15 protein-coding genes are annotated in these 13,193 nt (G+C 60.5%); 14 read left to right on the top strand and 1 reads right to left on the bottom strand.

Features of this window, described 5'->3' with window-relative positions:
* Nucleotides 1-193: 193 nt before the first annotated feature.
* From FJ319_12960 to FJ319_13010, 11 genes are all read left to right on the top strand, one after another.
* Nucleotides 194-754, top strand: a complete 561-nt coding sequence (locus FJ319_12960; protein MBM3935185.1) for a bifunctional nuclease family protein — start codon at nt 194-196, stop codon at nt 752-754.
* A 168-nt stretch (nt 755-922) separates the two neighbouring features.
* Nucleotides 923-1,168 (top strand): AtpZ/AtpI family protein, encoded by a 246-nt coding sequence (locus tag FJ319_12965; GenBank protein ID MBM3935186.1) that lies wholly within the window; start codon nt 923-925, stop codon nt 1,166-1,168.
* The gene (atpB, locus tag FJ319_12970) at nt 1,165-2,301 is read left to right on the top strand and encodes a F0F1 ATP synthase subunit A (protein MBM3935187.1); all 1,137 of its coding nucleotides are present in this window, start codon (nt 1,165-1,167) and stop codon (nt 2,299-2,301) included. Before FJ319_12965 ends, atpB begins: the two co-directional genes overlap by 4 nt.
* 60 nt (nt 2,302-2,361) lie before the next feature.
* Nucleotides 2,362-2,592 (top strand): ATP synthase F0 subunit C, encoded by a 231-nt coding sequence (atpE, locus tag FJ319_12975; GenBank protein ID MBM3935188.1) that lies wholly within the window; start codon nt 2,362-2,364, stop codon nt 2,590-2,592.
* 73 nt (nt 2,593-2,665) lie between these two features.
* Nucleotides 2,666-3,166 carry a F0F1 ATP synthase subunit B gene (gene atpF / locus FJ319_12980; protein ID MBM3935189.1) on the top strand — a complete coding sequence of 167 codons (501 nt, stop codon included), beginning with the start codon at nt 2,666-2,668 and terminating at the stop codon, nt 3,164-3,166.
* Between the two features lie 117 nt (nt 3,167-3,283).
* Complete coding sequence (gene atpH / locus FJ319_12985; protein ID MBM3935190.1) at nt 3,284-3,817, top strand: ATP synthase F1 subunit delta; 534 nt, start codon at nt 3,284-3,286, stop codon at nt 3,815-3,817.
* Between the two features lie 91 nt (nt 3,818-3,908).
* Nucleotides 3,909-5,420 (top strand): F0F1 ATP synthase subunit alpha, encoded by a 1,512-nt coding sequence (locus FJ319_12990; protein ID MBM3935191.1) that lies wholly within the window; start codon nt 3,909-3,911, stop codon nt 5,418-5,420.
* Between the two features lie 125 nt (nt 5,421-5,545).
* Entirely contained in the window at nt 5,546-6,418 is an 873-nt protein-coding gene (gene atpG, locus FJ319_12995) for an ATP synthase F1 subunit gamma (protein ID MBM3935192.1), read from the top strand.
* Between the two features lie 11 nt (nt 6,419-6,429).
* A complete protein-coding gene (atpD, locus tag FJ319_13000) occupies nt 6,430-7,824 on the top strand; it encodes a F0F1 ATP synthase subunit beta (GenBank protein MBM3935193.1) in 1,395 nt (464 codons plus the stop codon).
* 72 nt (nt 7,825-7,896) lie between these two features.
* Nucleotides 7,897-8,340: a F0F1 ATP synthase subunit epsilon gene (locus FJ319_13005; GenBank protein MBM3935194.1), complete on the top strand. Its 444-nt coding sequence runs from the start codon at nt 7,897-7,899 to the stop codon at nt 8,338-8,340.
* Between the two features lie 144 nt (nt 8,341-8,484).
* Complete coding sequence (locus tag FJ319_13010) at nt 8,485-9,162, top strand: SdpI family protein (GenBank protein ID MBM3935195.1); 678 nt, start codon at nt 8,485-8,487, stop codon at nt 9,160-9,162.
* Nucleotides 9,163-9,176: 14 nt separating this feature from the next.
* Here the strand turns inward: FJ319_13010 and FJ319_13015 are convergent, their stop codons facing one another.
* Nucleotides 9,177-9,782 carry a redox-sensing transcriptional repressor Rex gene (locus FJ319_13015; GenBank protein MBM3935196.1) on the bottom strand — a complete coding sequence of 202 codons (606 nt, stop codon included), beginning with the start codon at nt 9,780-9,782 and terminating at the stop codon, nt 9,177-9,179.
* 383 nt (nt 9,783-10,165) lie between these two features.
* Here FJ319_13015 and FJ319_13020 point away from each other — a divergent pair, with 383 nt between their 5' ends.
* From FJ319_13020 to FJ319_13030, 3 genes are all read left to right on the top strand, one after another.
* Nucleotides 10,166-11,311: a citrate (Si)-synthase gene (locus tag FJ319_13020; GenBank protein ID MBM3935197.1), complete on the top strand. Its 1,146-nt coding sequence runs from the start codon at nt 10,166-10,168 to the stop codon at nt 11,309-11,311.
* A gap of 76 nt (nt 11,312-11,387) precedes the next feature.
* Nucleotides 11,388-11,573, top strand: a complete 186-nt coding sequence (locus FJ319_13025; protein ID MBM3935198.1) for a hypothetical protein — start codon at nt 11,388-11,390, stop codon at nt 11,571-11,573.
* A gap of 57 nt (nt 11,574-11,630) precedes the next feature.
* A complete protein-coding gene (locus tag FJ319_13030) occupies nt 11,631-12,902 on the top strand; it encodes an SAM-dependent methyltransferase (GenBank protein ID MBM3935199.1) in 1,272 nt (423 codons plus the stop codon).
* Nucleotides 12,903-13,193 lie beyond the last annotated feature (291 nt).

Here is a 13,193-nt window from a genome sequence, read left to right on the forward strand (position 1 = left end):
GAACAAGGTTCAGTATCTGTGCTCTCTTCGCTTCTCGCTCGGTCAAATGTAGTCCTCTCATGGACTGACATATTCACTGAGCAGTTACCTACTGACAATATCACTGAGCAAAGACACGGCGGGACCCCTTCGTTGACACCCCAATAGGTCGGACATACAATGAACGTAAGTGTTGGTGAGGAGGAAGCGGTTAATGCTTGAGATGACCATAGACAGCATCCGGGTCAGCCTCCTGAACTACCAGCGGGTGGTGATTCTTCGTGTAAAGGAGACTAACCGATACCTCCCGATCTGGATAGGCCCGCCCGAAGCTGACTCCATAGCCCTCAAACTGCAGGATGTCCCCGTCCCGCGCCCCATGACTCATGATCTGCTCCGCTCCGTGATAGCCACGCTCGGCGCTACCGTGAGCAGGATCGTCGTATCTGACCTCAAGAACGACACGTTTTACGCCAAGATTGTGGTCCAGCATAACGGTGCCACTCTCGAGGTGGACTCCCGCCCCAGCGACGCCATTGCGCTTGCGGTCCGCACCGACGCCCCGATCTTCGCAGACGAGACTGTCGTGGAGAAGGCCGGGGTTGAGATGGATGAGGAGACCGGCAAGCCGGTCGTCCCCACGCCAGCCGAGCGCAAGGAAAAGCCCATGACCGAGGACGAGCTCAAGAGCCTGTCTGCGTTCAGTGAGTTCATCCAGAAGCTTGACAGCCTCGATGACTTCAAGGAGCCCCCTGGCAAGGCCAGGGAGCGTTAGGACCCGCACCTCAAAGGGCGGCCCCGCACCGGCGGGGTCGCCCTTTTTTTGCCTGAACGGCTTTATACAGCCGCGCAGGGCAATCTTCAAAAGCAAATTGAATTTCAGTTTTTGATTGTGATAGAATACACAAGCGTTGTCGGGAGGGCCTCCCGAGGAGCATTTGCGATGCTTGCAGTCGCCTACCGGCTACTAGGTATCGGAATGTACATCGCCCTCTGCATAGCGGGCGGCGCCCTGCTGGGGTATCTCCTGGACAGGTCGCTGGATACTAGGCCGCTGCTGACGCTGGTGTGTCTTGGGCTGGGGATTGCGTTCGCCATGATCGGCATGTTCCGGATGCTCCGGACGGTGCTGGCGGCCTCCGCCCAGGAGTACAAGAAGAAGGATAGGAAGAAGAGCAAGCGCGAGTGAAGCTTCTTGCAAACCCAAAAGTAATCGTCCTGCTCCTTGCCATCATGATCATGGGCCTTCTTGGCGTCGCCGGCGGCGCGCTCGGCGCCCAGTTCGGGGCGGGCTTTATCGGCGCTCCCCTTTCGCACATCCAGCTTGCAGCAGAGCCCGCCTGGCCGAAGGCCATCGCAGGCTTCAAGATAACCAACACCATGGTTGCCACGTGGGTGACCATCCTGCTTCTCACTGTCCTGGCGCTTCTGGCGCGAAGCAAAGTCAAGGAAGTCCCGGGCCGCCTGCAGGGCTTCTTCGAGGTACTTTTCGAGTTCTTCCTCAATCTCGCAGATAACGTTACCGGTCATGACAAGGGCAGGGTCCGCAGGTTCTTCCCCCTGGTCATGACCATCTTTCTTTTTGTGGCCGTCTCAAACTGGCTCGGCATCCTCCCCGGCTACGGAAGCATAGGCTGGTTTGAGCCGGCGGACGATGTCATCCACCACGCTGAAGAGGCCGCCGAGAAGAGGGGCGAACATGCAGACCTGTCCGAGATTCACCTCCAGGTCTTTGATGGCGACGGCTTCCTGGCTTTGCTCCCTCTCGGATCGGTCGGCATAGATCCCATTACCAAGCACCCCACGAACGTAGTTACGGCTGCTGAATACGAGGAGCACCACGGCGAATACGCCGGCAAAAAGGTCGGCCGTCTTGCGCCGTTTTTCCGCAGCGCCAATACCGACATCAACACCACCCTCGCCATCGCGATCATAGCGATGTTCATGGTCCACTTCTGGGGCTTCCGGATCCTTGGCCCGCTCAACCATGCGGGCAAGTACATCAATTTGAAGGGCGGCCCGATAATGCTGTTCGTGGGCCTTCTTGAGATAATCGGGGAGACCTCACGCATAATAAGCTTCACTTTCCGGTTGTTCGGGAACATTTTCGCCGGCGAGGTGCTGCTGATCGCAATGGCGTTCCTGATCCCGCTCGTGGGTATCCTGCCGTTCCTGGGCCTGGAACTGTTCGTCGGCCTGGTGCAGGGCTTCGTGTTCGCAATGCTTACCCTGGTGTTCGCCACCGGAGCGACGATTGCCCACGGCGCCCACGGCGATGATCACGGCCACGGGGAAGTGAAGGCCACGGAAGGGCGCCACTAGTTTCGGTCACCAAAATAGGGTCCGTTGATTCAACCACGACCTTGATGGAAGGAGTCTTTGATGAATATTACGGGTGAACTCGCATCGTTAGCTGCTGCTATCGCCATAGGTATTGGCGGCATTGGGCCTGCTCTGGCAATCGGTATCCTCGCCGGCAGGGCCATGGATGCCATTGGCAGGAATCCTGAGGCTGCCGGTCCCATCCAGCAGAACATGATTCTCGCGCTCGCGTTCGCTGAGGCCATCGCCATCTACGCGCTGGTCGTGGCCATCATCATCATTTTCGTATAGTCGTGGCCCGTCTGCTCCAAGGGTGCGGCACGTGGTGGTGGGTGCAGAAGACCATCAGGGTTGAGGAGAGGGTATGGAAGCCTTAGGTATTAACCTGCCACAGCTTATTACTCAGTTAATAAGCTTCATAATCCTGTTCGTAGTCCTGTATTCCCTGCTGTACAAGCCTCTATTGAAGGCCCTGGACAACAGGTCGGCCAGGATCAAGGAAGGACTTGAGGCTGCTGAGAAGGCAAAGGCAGAGGCTGCCGCTTCTCAGGAAGAGATGCGAAGGCAGATACAGGCAGCAAGGAACGAGGGCCAGGCGATGATCGCCCAGGCGCGCGAAGTTGCCGATAAGTTCCGGGACGAAGAGCTTGCCCGCGCGCGCCAGGAGATTGAAGCCGAGCGCGCCAAGGCGCAGCTCAACATCCAGCGCGAGCGCGACGCGGCCATCGAAGAGCTGCGCCGCCAGTTCGCAGGCCTCGCTATCACCGCGGCAGAGCGCGTGGTAGAGAAGTCGCTTGACGAAAAGGCCCATCGCGATCTTATCAACAAGGTCCTCATGGACAGCGTGACCATCGCGAAGAAGTAACAGGCCGTTTCCAGCCGGTCGCCTTTCGGCCGGTGGTAAAGAACGCATTTGTCGTCTTCTTCCGGGCCGTACATTCGGCCCGGACGGAGACGGACCCACAAGATCAGGTAAATCGTAATGCCACGATCCGTTTCGGCAAAGCGCTACGCCCAGGCGATCTTCCAGCTCGCACTGGAGCAAAATAGCCTCGACCACTGGTCGGAAGACCTGCGCGTGCTGGCGTCCATCATCAGCGAAGGAAACGCCGCGTCGCACTTCGACGCGCCTGGGCATGCCGCTGAAAAGAATGTGGAGGCGGTCAGGGCGGCGCTGGGAGATGCGGTCAGCCCGCTGGCCGTGAACCTTCTGGCGCTCCTGTCCACTCGAGGCTTGGCCGGCACGGTGCCCGATATCCTCGATGAATACTCAAAGTTCGTCGATACGCACCGCGGCATTGAGCAGGCCACCGTCATCACGGCCGTGCCTCTCAAGAAGGACGAAGCGGAGAAGCTGGCGGCTATTCTCAAGGGCATAATTGGCAAAGAGATCAAGATTTCCACTGTCGTGGACCCATCGATCCTCGGCGGGATTATCGCCAGGGTCGGGGACCGCGTAATAGACGGCAGCGTCAGGACGCGTCTCAGCGACATGAGGCGCGAGCTGGTCGGGTAAGCAAGCCGAAGGCAACACCCTCTCGGTCCGCCGCGGCGGGCATCTCTCCTGTCGAGGAGAGACACAGAGAAGGGTCCCAGGGAGGCAGACAATGGCAGTCAGAGGACAAGACATAGCGTCCGTCATCAAGAAGCAGATCGAAGAGTTCGGACGCGGCGTTAGCATGGTGGACGTGGGCACAGTTGTGTCTGTGGGTGACGGTATCGCCCGCGTGCACGGCCTGTCGGGCGTCGGCTCGAATGAGCTCGTTGAGTTCGCCGGAGGCGTAACCGGCATGGCCCTTAACCTCGAAGAGGACAGCGTCGGCGTTGTCGTCCTTGGTGATGACAAGCTCATTAAGGAAGGCTCGGAAGTCCGGGCGACAGGCAAGCTGGCCTCAGTTCCCGTGGGCGAAGCGATGCTGGGCAGGGTGGTGAATGGGCTCGGCGCTCCTATCGACGGCAAAGGTCCTATCAAGACCAGCCAGACAGGTCTTGTGGAGATCGGGGCCCCGGACGTCGCCTCCCGCCAGGCCGTGAACGTCCCCGTACAGACCGGCATCAAGGCCGTGGACGCAATGATCCCGGTCGGACGCGGCCAGCGCGAGCTGATCATCGGCGACCGCTCCACCGGCAAGACGACCATCTGCACGGACGCGATCATCAACCAGAAGGGTGGCAAACTTCTCTGCGTCTACGTCGCCATCGGCCAGAAGGCCGGTAAGGTCGCGCAGACGCTGGGCCTCCTGGAGGGCCAGGGCGCCATGCCGTACACGGTCATCGTTGCGGCTAACGCGTCTGATCCTGCGTCTATGCAGTACCTCGCCCCGTTCACGGGCTCCGCGATTGCGGAGTACTTCATGAACCAGGGCAAGGACGTCCTGATAATGTACGATGACCTTTCGAAGCATGCCTGGGCGTACCGCCAGATGTCGCTGTTGCTTCGCCGTCCGCCGGGCCGCGAGGCTTATCCCGGCGACGTTTTCTACCTGCACAGCCGCCTCCTGGAGCGCGCGGCCCGCCTATCGAAGGAGAAGGGCGGCGGCTCCGTGACGGCCCTTCCGATAATCGAGACTCTGTCCGGGGACGTGTCCGCATACGTGCCGACAAACGTAATATCGATTACGGACGGCCAGATTTACCTTGAGCCCGAGCTGTTCAACGCCGGCATCAGGCCTGCCGTTAACGCCGGTCTTTCCGTCTCTCGTGTGGGCGGCTCGGCCCAGACCAAGGCGATGAAAAAGGTGGCAGGCCGCCTGCGCCTGGAGCTCGCGCAGTACCGCTCTCTCGCGGCCTTCGCGCAGTTCGGCACCGCCGACCTGGATCGGACTACAAAGGCCCAGCTGGAGCGCGGGCAGCGCGCGGTTGAGGTGCTGAAGCAGCCCCAGAACGCGCCGCTCAAGCTGGAGCAGCAGATCTCGATCCTGTTCGCCCTGATCAACGGCTTCCTGGACGATGTCGAAGTCTCGAAGGTCCAGGCGTTCGAGAAGGCGTTGCACTCTTACATGTCGTCGACGCAGGCCGAAGTGCTGAAGAAGATCGCCGATGTGAAGGATATCACCCCCGAGATCGAGGGAATGCTCAAGAAGGCGCTGACGGACTTCAAGGCGACGGTGCCTGTTTAGCAGACAGCTAACGGCCGAGTAAAGGCAACACCCTCTCTTTCAGCCAGAGCGCTGACATCTCCCCCAATCGAGGGGGAGACAAAACCAGGGCGGAACAGCCGAAGACCGAAAACATAGGTAGTTAGATGGCCAGTGTACGGCAGTTAAGGCTCCGCATCCGGAGCGTAAAGAATACAGCCAAGATAACGAAGGCGATGTCCATGATCGCCGCTTCCAAGATGAAGCGCGCGCAGGATATGGCCATCAAGGGCAGGCCGTACTCGGAGAGAATGTGGGACCTCCTCGCAGACCTCGCCGCACAGCCGCGGGAGGAGGGCAAGGACCTGCACCCCCTTCTCCGGACACGTCCAATCAAGAACGGCGCTATCCTGCACATCACGCCCGACCGCGGCCTCACGGGCGGCCTGAACACAAACATCAACAAGTCCGGCGCGCAGTTCCTTCTCAACCAGAAGCAGGCGAACGTCGGGGTGGAAGTGGTTGCGGTCGGCAAGAAGGGCCGCGACTTCATGGTCCGCTACGGACAAAACGTCAAGGCCGTTTTCACGGACCTGGGCGAGAGGCCGTCGATCGCTTCGGTCACGCCGATGGTCCGCATCCTGACACAGCTCTACACGGAAGAGAAGGTGGACGCGGTCTATCTCTCCTACGCCGACTTCGTGAACACGACCGTACAAAAGCCGGTCATCGTGCCGCTGCTGCCGGTTGTTCCGGCCAAGCTGAATACTCGGGACGCCGTTGGGTACATATATGAGCCGAGCGCCGAGTTCGTGCTGGACCAGATCTTGCCGCGCTACATCGAGATGCAGGTCTACCACGCCGTGCTCGAATCGGTCGCCAGCGAGCAGTCCGCCCGCATGGTGGCGATGCGCAACGCAACCGACAACGCGAACGATATGATCGGCGAGCTGACAATCATAATGAACAAGGCCCGCCAGGACAGCATCACCAAGGAGCTCCTCGACATCGTCGGCGGCGCCGCGGCGATACAGGGATAAGAGGTAAAAGAATGGCAACGGGAACAATCACACAGGTAATCGGAACGGTGGTAGACGCGGAGTTTCCCGCCGAAGCCATGCCGGGCATCTACAACGCCCTTGAGACAGTGATCAACGGCGAAAAGCTGGTCCTCGAGGTTGAGCAGCACATCGGCAACAACTGGGTGCGCTGCCTTGCAATGGGCTCGACGGACGGCCTCACGAGGGGCGCCGTCGTGACCGACACCGGCAAGGCCATCGCCGTTCCCGTAGGCCAGCCCACCCTCGGCCGCCTCTTCAACGCCCTCGGCCAGACGCTGGACGGCCTTGAAGAGATCGATTCTACCGATAACTGGCCCATTCACAGGCCCGCCCCTAGCTTTCAGGACCAGGCTACCAAGGTCTCGGTGCTGGAGACAGGCATCAAGGTGCTGGACCTCATGACCCCCTTTACTAAGGGCGGCAAGGTCGGCGCGTACGGCGGCGCGGGCGTAGGAAAGACGGTCATCATCCAGGAGCTCATCCGCAACATCGGCACCGAGCACAAGGGCGTGTCCGTGTTCGCCGGCGTGGGCGAGCGCTCCCGCGAGGGCAACGACCTCTGGCACGAGATGCAGGAGTCCGGAGTTATCAAGCAGACAGTGCTCGTCTTCGGCCAGATGAACGAGCCTCCGGGCATCCGCGCCCGCGTCGCTCTTACCGGCCTGACGATGGCGGAGTACTTCAAGGAGACCAAGGGCCAGGACGTACTGCTCTTCGTCGACAACATCTACAGGTACATTCTTGCAGGCATGGAGGTCTCGGCGCTGCTGGGTCGCATGCCCTCCGCCGTGGGTTACCAGCCCACGCTGGGTACGGAGATGGGCGCGCTCCAGGAGCGCATCACCTCCAGCAAGAGCGGCTCGATCACCTCCTTCCAGGCCATCTACGTGCCTGCGGACGACTATACCGACCCCGGCATCGTAACGACGTTCGGCCACCTGGACGCCGTTATCTCGCTCGACCGCGCAATCTCGGAGCAGGGCCTGTACCCGGCGGTTGACCCGCTCGCGTCAAACTCCCGCATCATGGAGGCTTCCGTCGTCGGCCAGGAGCACTACGATGTGGCCCGCGGCGTCCAGAAGGTGCTTCAGAGGTACCGCGAGCTCCAGGACATCATCGCGATTCTCGGTATCGAAGAGCTCTCCGAGGAAGACAAGGCCACCGTGGCCCGAGCGCGCAAGATTCAGCGCTTCCTCACGCAGCCGTTCTTCGTTGCCGAGCAGTTCACCGGCCGCCCGGGCCGCTACGTCCCGGTCAAGGAGACGGTGCGCGGCTTCCGCGAGATCCTCGACGGCAAGCACGACACTCTGCCGGAGCAGGCCTTCTACATGTGCGGGACGATCGACGAGGCCATCGAAAAAGGTCAAAAGATGCTCAAGGGCTAAGTTTGTTTCTTTCCTCTCCCGGCTTTGCGGGAGAGGTCGACGCCGCTCTGGGCGTCGGGTGAGGGATTCTGTATGGCAACAATCAAGCTCGAAATAGTGACTGCGGAGAAGCTCGTCTACTCCGACAGCGTTAACGTTCTCGTCGCGCCCGGCGTAGAGGGCGAGCTGGCGATCATGCCGAAGCACGCGCCGCTTCTCACTATGCTCAAGCCCGGTGAGATACGCCTCATCAAAGAGGGTAAAGAGACATACATGGCGATTACCGGCGGCTTCCTTGAAGTCATCGGCGACAAGATCGTCATCCTTGCAGACGCCGTGGAGCGCGCGGACGAGATCGACGCTGCCCGTGCCCAGGAGGCCCTCAAGAAGGCCCAGGAGAGCATCGCCCACGCCGGGAGCGACGCCGATCTCGAAAAGGCCCTCGCCGCCATCCGGCGGTCGCAGATTCGCCTCAAGGTAGCCCAGCGCCGCTCGCGAAGCGACCGCGGGGATAACTCCCGGCCCGGGTCCGCTTAGGCCGTCGCAACCTTTCGTGATTTTGATCCATACGGGGCCGCAGATGCGGCCCCGTACGTTTTTTGCGCCGCTCTGCCCCGTTCCGCCGAAATGTAACACCGGAAACTTGAACGACCATCACCCATGAGCTAGCATGAGATTGGAATGAGCTTGCAGGAGGGTGATATGGCGCATCAGAGAGTCGTCACCATTGGCATCTTCACCGCTATTGCTGCGGCGTTCCTGATCAGCGCCGTATACTACCCATTCGCGCCGGACAGGGTCGCTTCCCATTGGAACCCTGCGGGGGAGGTGGACGGCGAAATGGCGAAGCTGCCCGGCCTTCTCATACTACCCGTGGCGATGCTCCTCCTGGCTGGACTTTTTGCCCTTATCCCGAAAATGGATCCGCTCAAGGCAAACATCGCAAAATTTCGCCCGCAATATGACCGCTTCATCCTGACGTTTCTCGTCTACCTGCTTGCCGTACACGTGGTGGTCATACTCTGGAACGCAGGGACGAAGCTGGACTTCAACATCATCCTGCCGCTGGGCGCGGGACTGCTCGTCTTTTACATTGGGACCCTGCTGCAACACGTCAAGCGCAACTACTTCATCGGCATCCGGACGCCGTGGACTCTCAGCAGTGATGCCGTATGGGACCGGACCCACCAGGCGGGCGCAAGGGTGTTCAAGGCGGCGGGCATAATCGCGGTAGCTGGGTCACTCTTTGGGGAAGCAGCGTGGCTGTTTATCCTGGTCCCGCTGGGCGCTGCGGCGGCGTGGTCGATCATCTACTCTTACATCGTGTTCAGGCAGGTGGCCGGGTCCGGCCCGGCATGAAGGCTGTAGATGGTCTACCGGCGGATTATTGGGATCGCGTCTTCGTGCATCAGGTAGAAGGTCATCGACTGGAGGGAGAGGACAGGGTCTATGTTACGGATCACAATGTCCATCGAGACCTTGGGGGCAATGGGGGCGTAGTTCAGGATTCCGCGCACACCCGCGTTGATCAGTTGATCGATTACCTTCTGCGCCTCGCGTGCCGGAACGGCGACGATGCCGATCGTGATGTTGCTCTCCCGGATCGCCTGCTCAAGGTCTTCCATAGGCCGCACGAGTATGCCGCCTATCGGCCGGGCGATCTGCTCGGGGTCGCTGTCGAATGCGGCTACTACGTTAAAGCCCTCAGGAACGAAGCCCGGGTAGTTGATGATGGCTTGGCCAAGGCGGCCGACGCCGATAAGGCAGGCGGGCCACTTGCGGTCAAGACCAAGTATTTGCCGCAGCTCCTCGCGCAGGAACTGCACGTTGTACCCGCGCCCCTGCTTGCCGAACCTGCCGAAGTAGCTCAGGTCCTTGCGAATCTGGGCGGGGGTCATCTGGAGCAGGCCCCCAAGCTGCTGCGAGCTGACAACGTCGTAACCGGAGTCGCGTAGCTGCGTCAGGACCCTGACATACATGGGGAGCCTTAGCGCTACGACATCGGGTACTTCGTTCGAATTCACCGGCTTTTCCGTCAACTTATCATCCCGCTGCTGATGTTCGCATGCGGCGCCATGCTATGGCCGCCGAAAAGTGAGCGTTGCGGCCTCCCGCAACGGCTATTTTAATCGCGCGCCGATAGCGCGTCAAACATTGTGAATAAATTAACTACTCCTATTGGTTGCGAAGAAAATTGTACAAATATTAGACACCCTCAAGGCCCTTGGAAGAGGAGTGGCTGCGACCCACGGACGCCATGGCCTCGCCGTTGACGGCTAACGGCGAATTCTTGACACACTATTGGCAAGGTGTTAGAATTCCCGTGCTCCGCGGAGCCACTAACAGTGTCAGGAACCGATAAATGACCCTAGAACAGAAGGTGGAGCTCAAGAAGGGCCTCAAGGACGTATACTTCGACCGCACTAATATCAGCGACGTTGACCCTTCCGGCAAGCTCATCTACCGTGGCTACAACATTCACGACCTCGCACCGAATTCCTCGTTCGAAGAAGTCTGTTATCTTCTCCTGAAGGGCTCGCTCCCCACAAAGGCCCAGCTTGCGGAGTTTGAGTCGCAGATCAGGTCCAGCCGCCAGGTCCCTTCGGAAGTCCTCCAGGTCATTCGCATAACAAAGTCTGCGTACCCAATGGACGTGCTGCGGACCGCCGTATCGGCAATGGCCCTCTCGGACAAGGACGTGAATAACATGTCCCCGGAGGCCGTCTATCAGAAGTCTGTTCGAATAACGGCCGCCGTACCCACGATTGTGGCAGCGCACGACCGCATTCGCCGCGGCCTCGAGCCTCTCTCCCCCAGGAACGACCTGGGCCACGCCGCGAACTTCCTGTATATGCTTACAGGCGCAGTGCAGGACCCGCAGGACGCCCGTCTCATCGACAAGGACTTCCTTCTCCACGCCGAACACGGCGTAAACGCGTCCACCTTCGCCGGCCGCGTCGCCGCCTCCACAAGCTCCGATTACTACGCCGCCATCACGGCGGCCATTGCTACCCTCAAAGGCCCCAAGCACGGCGGCGCCGCTGAGGCCGTCATGCAGATGGCTGAGGAGATCGGCAGCGAAGAGAACGCCGAGTCGTATGTCGAGAATGTCCTTGCCTCCGGCGGCCGCGTGATGGGCTTCGGCCACGCCGTGTACAAGGACGTGGACCCGCGCTCCGTCCACCTGCGTGCGGACGCGGAGGCGCTCGGCACCCGCAAGGGCAATCCCAAGTGGTTCCGGATTATCGCGGCTCTGACAGAGACCAAGGCGATGAAGCGCCGCGCCCGTCTGGGCATCAACCCGAACGTGGACCTGTGGTCCGGCTCGGTCTACGCGCTCATGGGCATCCCCAAGGACCTTTACGTGCCCATATTCGCCATAGGGCGCATGCCCGGGTGGTCTGCCCACGTGATCGAGCAGTACGAAGACAAAAACATTCTTCGGCCACGACTACTCTATGCCGGCCAGATGGACCTGGCATACGTGCCGATAGAAAAGCGCGGCTAGCTCCGCGTGCGTTGGGCCGGCAAAACTGAATACGTGCCTTTTGGGATCAAGTACTCTAATGAAGGGGCCTACTTTGATGAACCAGGAAGCAGTCGTAACGGCATGTCGACATCGCTGGCTTATTGACAGCCCGAACGGCCCGGTCAGCCAGGGCAAGTGCATCTCGTGCGGGGAGCACGGGGAGTTCAGGAACTCCATGCCGATCTCCGGCTGGGACAGGGAAGGCGCAAAGAGCCACCGCGCCAAGCAGGCACGCACGTAGTCAGGCCCCCATTCGCTTCATAGTCGAAAATAACAGGAACACCAAGGGCGTCCCGCCATGCGGGGACGCCCTTCGATTTACCTCGGAAGCGCAATGTTTACCAAGCCAACGCCCGCGGAGCTTGAAATCAGGTCCAGGATATCCGCAAGAGGAAGGATCACCTTTGCGGAATTCATGGAAGTCGCCCTTTACCATCCGGGAGGGTACTACTCCACGCCCGGGCGCATAACGCCGCACGGCGACTTCTACACCAGCCCCACGGCGCATCCAGCCTTTGGCGCACTCATCGCTCTAGCCTTGAGAAGCATGTGGGAAAGCCTCGGAAGCCCGGCCGCGTTCGTTGCGATAGAGCTCGGCGCAGGCAACGGCGCGCTCGCGGACGGCGTTGCGACGTACGCCGCAGAGGTCGGCGATGATTTCGCGCGCGCGCTGCGGTACGTCGCCGTCGATCAGCAAGCGCCGCCCGCTTCTCCCTTCCACCACACCGTGCGGGCCGCCGGCGCGCCGTTTCGAAAACTGGTTGGCTGTGTTCTCTCCAACGAGCTTTTGGACGCCTTTCCCGTTCACCGCTTCGAGATTGTCGATGGGAAGGTCCGTGAGGTGTACGTGACCGTAAGGGACGGCAGCCTGGTGGAAGAGGTCGCGGCGCCTTCGACTCTCCTGATAGCGGAGCGCCTGGCGGCCCTGGGTCGAACGCTACCGGATGGGTTTCGCGGCGAGGTCAACCTGCGCATCGCTCCGTGGGTCCGCGACGTTGCGGACGCCCTTGCCGGAGGGTACGTCATGACCATCGACTACGGCCACAAGGAGATGGAGCTGTACTCTCCGCAACGGTCTCGCGGCACGCTGGAGACCTACTACCGGCACACTACGGGGGCCAGCCCATACCAGTGGGTAGGCGCTCAGGACATTACGGCCCAGGTCGACTTCTCGCAGTTGATAAGGGCAGGGGAGGCGTCCGGCCTGAAGCCGCTCAGTCTCATCTCCCAGGCCGAATTCCTGCGCAGGCTCGGCATCGAGCGATGGCTGGACAAGGTCACGAACAGCGGGCTCGGTGAGGCGGAGAAGGAGGCCAACCTCCTCGGAATTTCCGAGCTCATCCGCCCGGACGGCCTGGGCAAGTTCAAGGTGCTGCTCCAGGGGAAGGGGAGCGCGGCAGGGGATATCGGCGCCTTGTTGCTTCCGGACGCTGCACAGGGAGTAGCCGCACTACCGGTTCCGCTGTTGCCGTCCGGACGGGTGGCGCAGACGCGAGCAACCATGCCTCAGGCGTCGTTCGAACTCACCGAGCTTTGGCCCGAGGACAACGTCAAAGGACGGGATCGATAGGGCCGGTTAGCTGACACCCTCTTTGACGCTGGGGGGATGACACAGTCATCGCAGCCGGATCACCCCCATTGTCATTTCGGGCATATTTGCAGAAAATGTGTGATCAGCGTGGTACAAGGTAAAAGTACCAAGTGAAATACTGATAGCGATTGTTCGTGCTCAGTCCCCTGTGCTGACGGTATCGAGCTTTGAGCCTGGAGAAGTAGCCTTCAAGGCCATTGGTGGATGACGGTATGTTCGGGTCCCCCAGGTAGAAGAACATGTCAGGCAGAGCTCTAAACAACATGCTAC

It is taken from the genome of SAR202 cluster bacterium (assembly GCA_016872355.1).
Classification (GTDB): Bacteria; Chloroflexota; Dehalococcoidia; order Lucifugimonadales; family VGZY01; genus VGZY01.

Coding starts and splice junctions, on each gene's coding strand:
- FJ319_12960 (MBM3935185.1), top strand. CDS start 194: ATGCTTGAGATGACCATAGACAGCATCCGGGTCAGCCTCCTGAACTAC.
- FJ319_12965 (MBM3935186.1), top strand. CDS start 923: ATGCTTGCAGTCGCCTACCGGCTACTAGGTATCGGAATGTACATCGCC.
- atpE (MBM3935188.1), top strand. CDS start 2,362: ATGAATATTACGGGTGAACTCGCATCGTTAGCTGCTGCTATCGCCATA.
- atpF (MBM3935189.1), top strand. CDS start 2,666: ATGGAAGCCTTAGGTATTAACCTGCCACAGCTTATTACTCAGTTAATA.
- atpH (MBM3935190.1), top strand. CDS start 3,284: ATGCCACGATCCGTTTCGGCAAAGCGCTACGCCCAGGCGATCTTCCAG.
- FJ319_12990 (MBM3935191.1), top strand. CDS start 3,909: ATGGCAGTCAGAGGACAAGACATAGCGTCCGTCATCAAGAAGCAGATC.
- atpG (MBM3935192.1), top strand. CDS start 5,546: ATGGCCAGTGTACGGCAGTTAAGGCTCCGCATCCGGAGCGTAAAGAAT.
- atpD (MBM3935193.1), top strand. CDS start 6,430: ATGGCAACGGGAACAATCACACAGGTAATCGGAACGGTGGTAGACGCG.
- FJ319_13005 (MBM3935194.1), top strand. CDS start 7,897: ATGGCAACAATCAAGCTCGAAATAGTGACTGCGGAGAAGCTCGTCTAC.
- FJ319_13010 (MBM3935195.1), top strand. CDS start 8,485: ATGAGCTTGCAGGAGGGTGATATGGCGCATCAGAGAGTCGTCACCATT.
- FJ319_13015 (MBM3935196.1), bottom strand. CDS start 9,782: ATGTATGTCAGGGTCCTGACGCAGCTACGCGACTCCGGTTACGACGTT.
- FJ319_13020 (MBM3935197.1), top strand. CDS start 10,166: ATGACCCTAGAACAGAAGGTGGAGCTCAAGAAGGGCCTCAAGGACGTA.
- FJ319_13025 (MBM3935198.1), top strand. CDS start 11,388: ATGAACCAGGAAGCAGTCGTAACGGCATGTCGACATCGCTGGCTTATT.
- FJ319_13030 (MBM3935199.1), top strand. CDS start 11,631: ATGCGGGGACGCCCTTCGATTTACCTCGGAAGCGCAATGTTTACCAAG.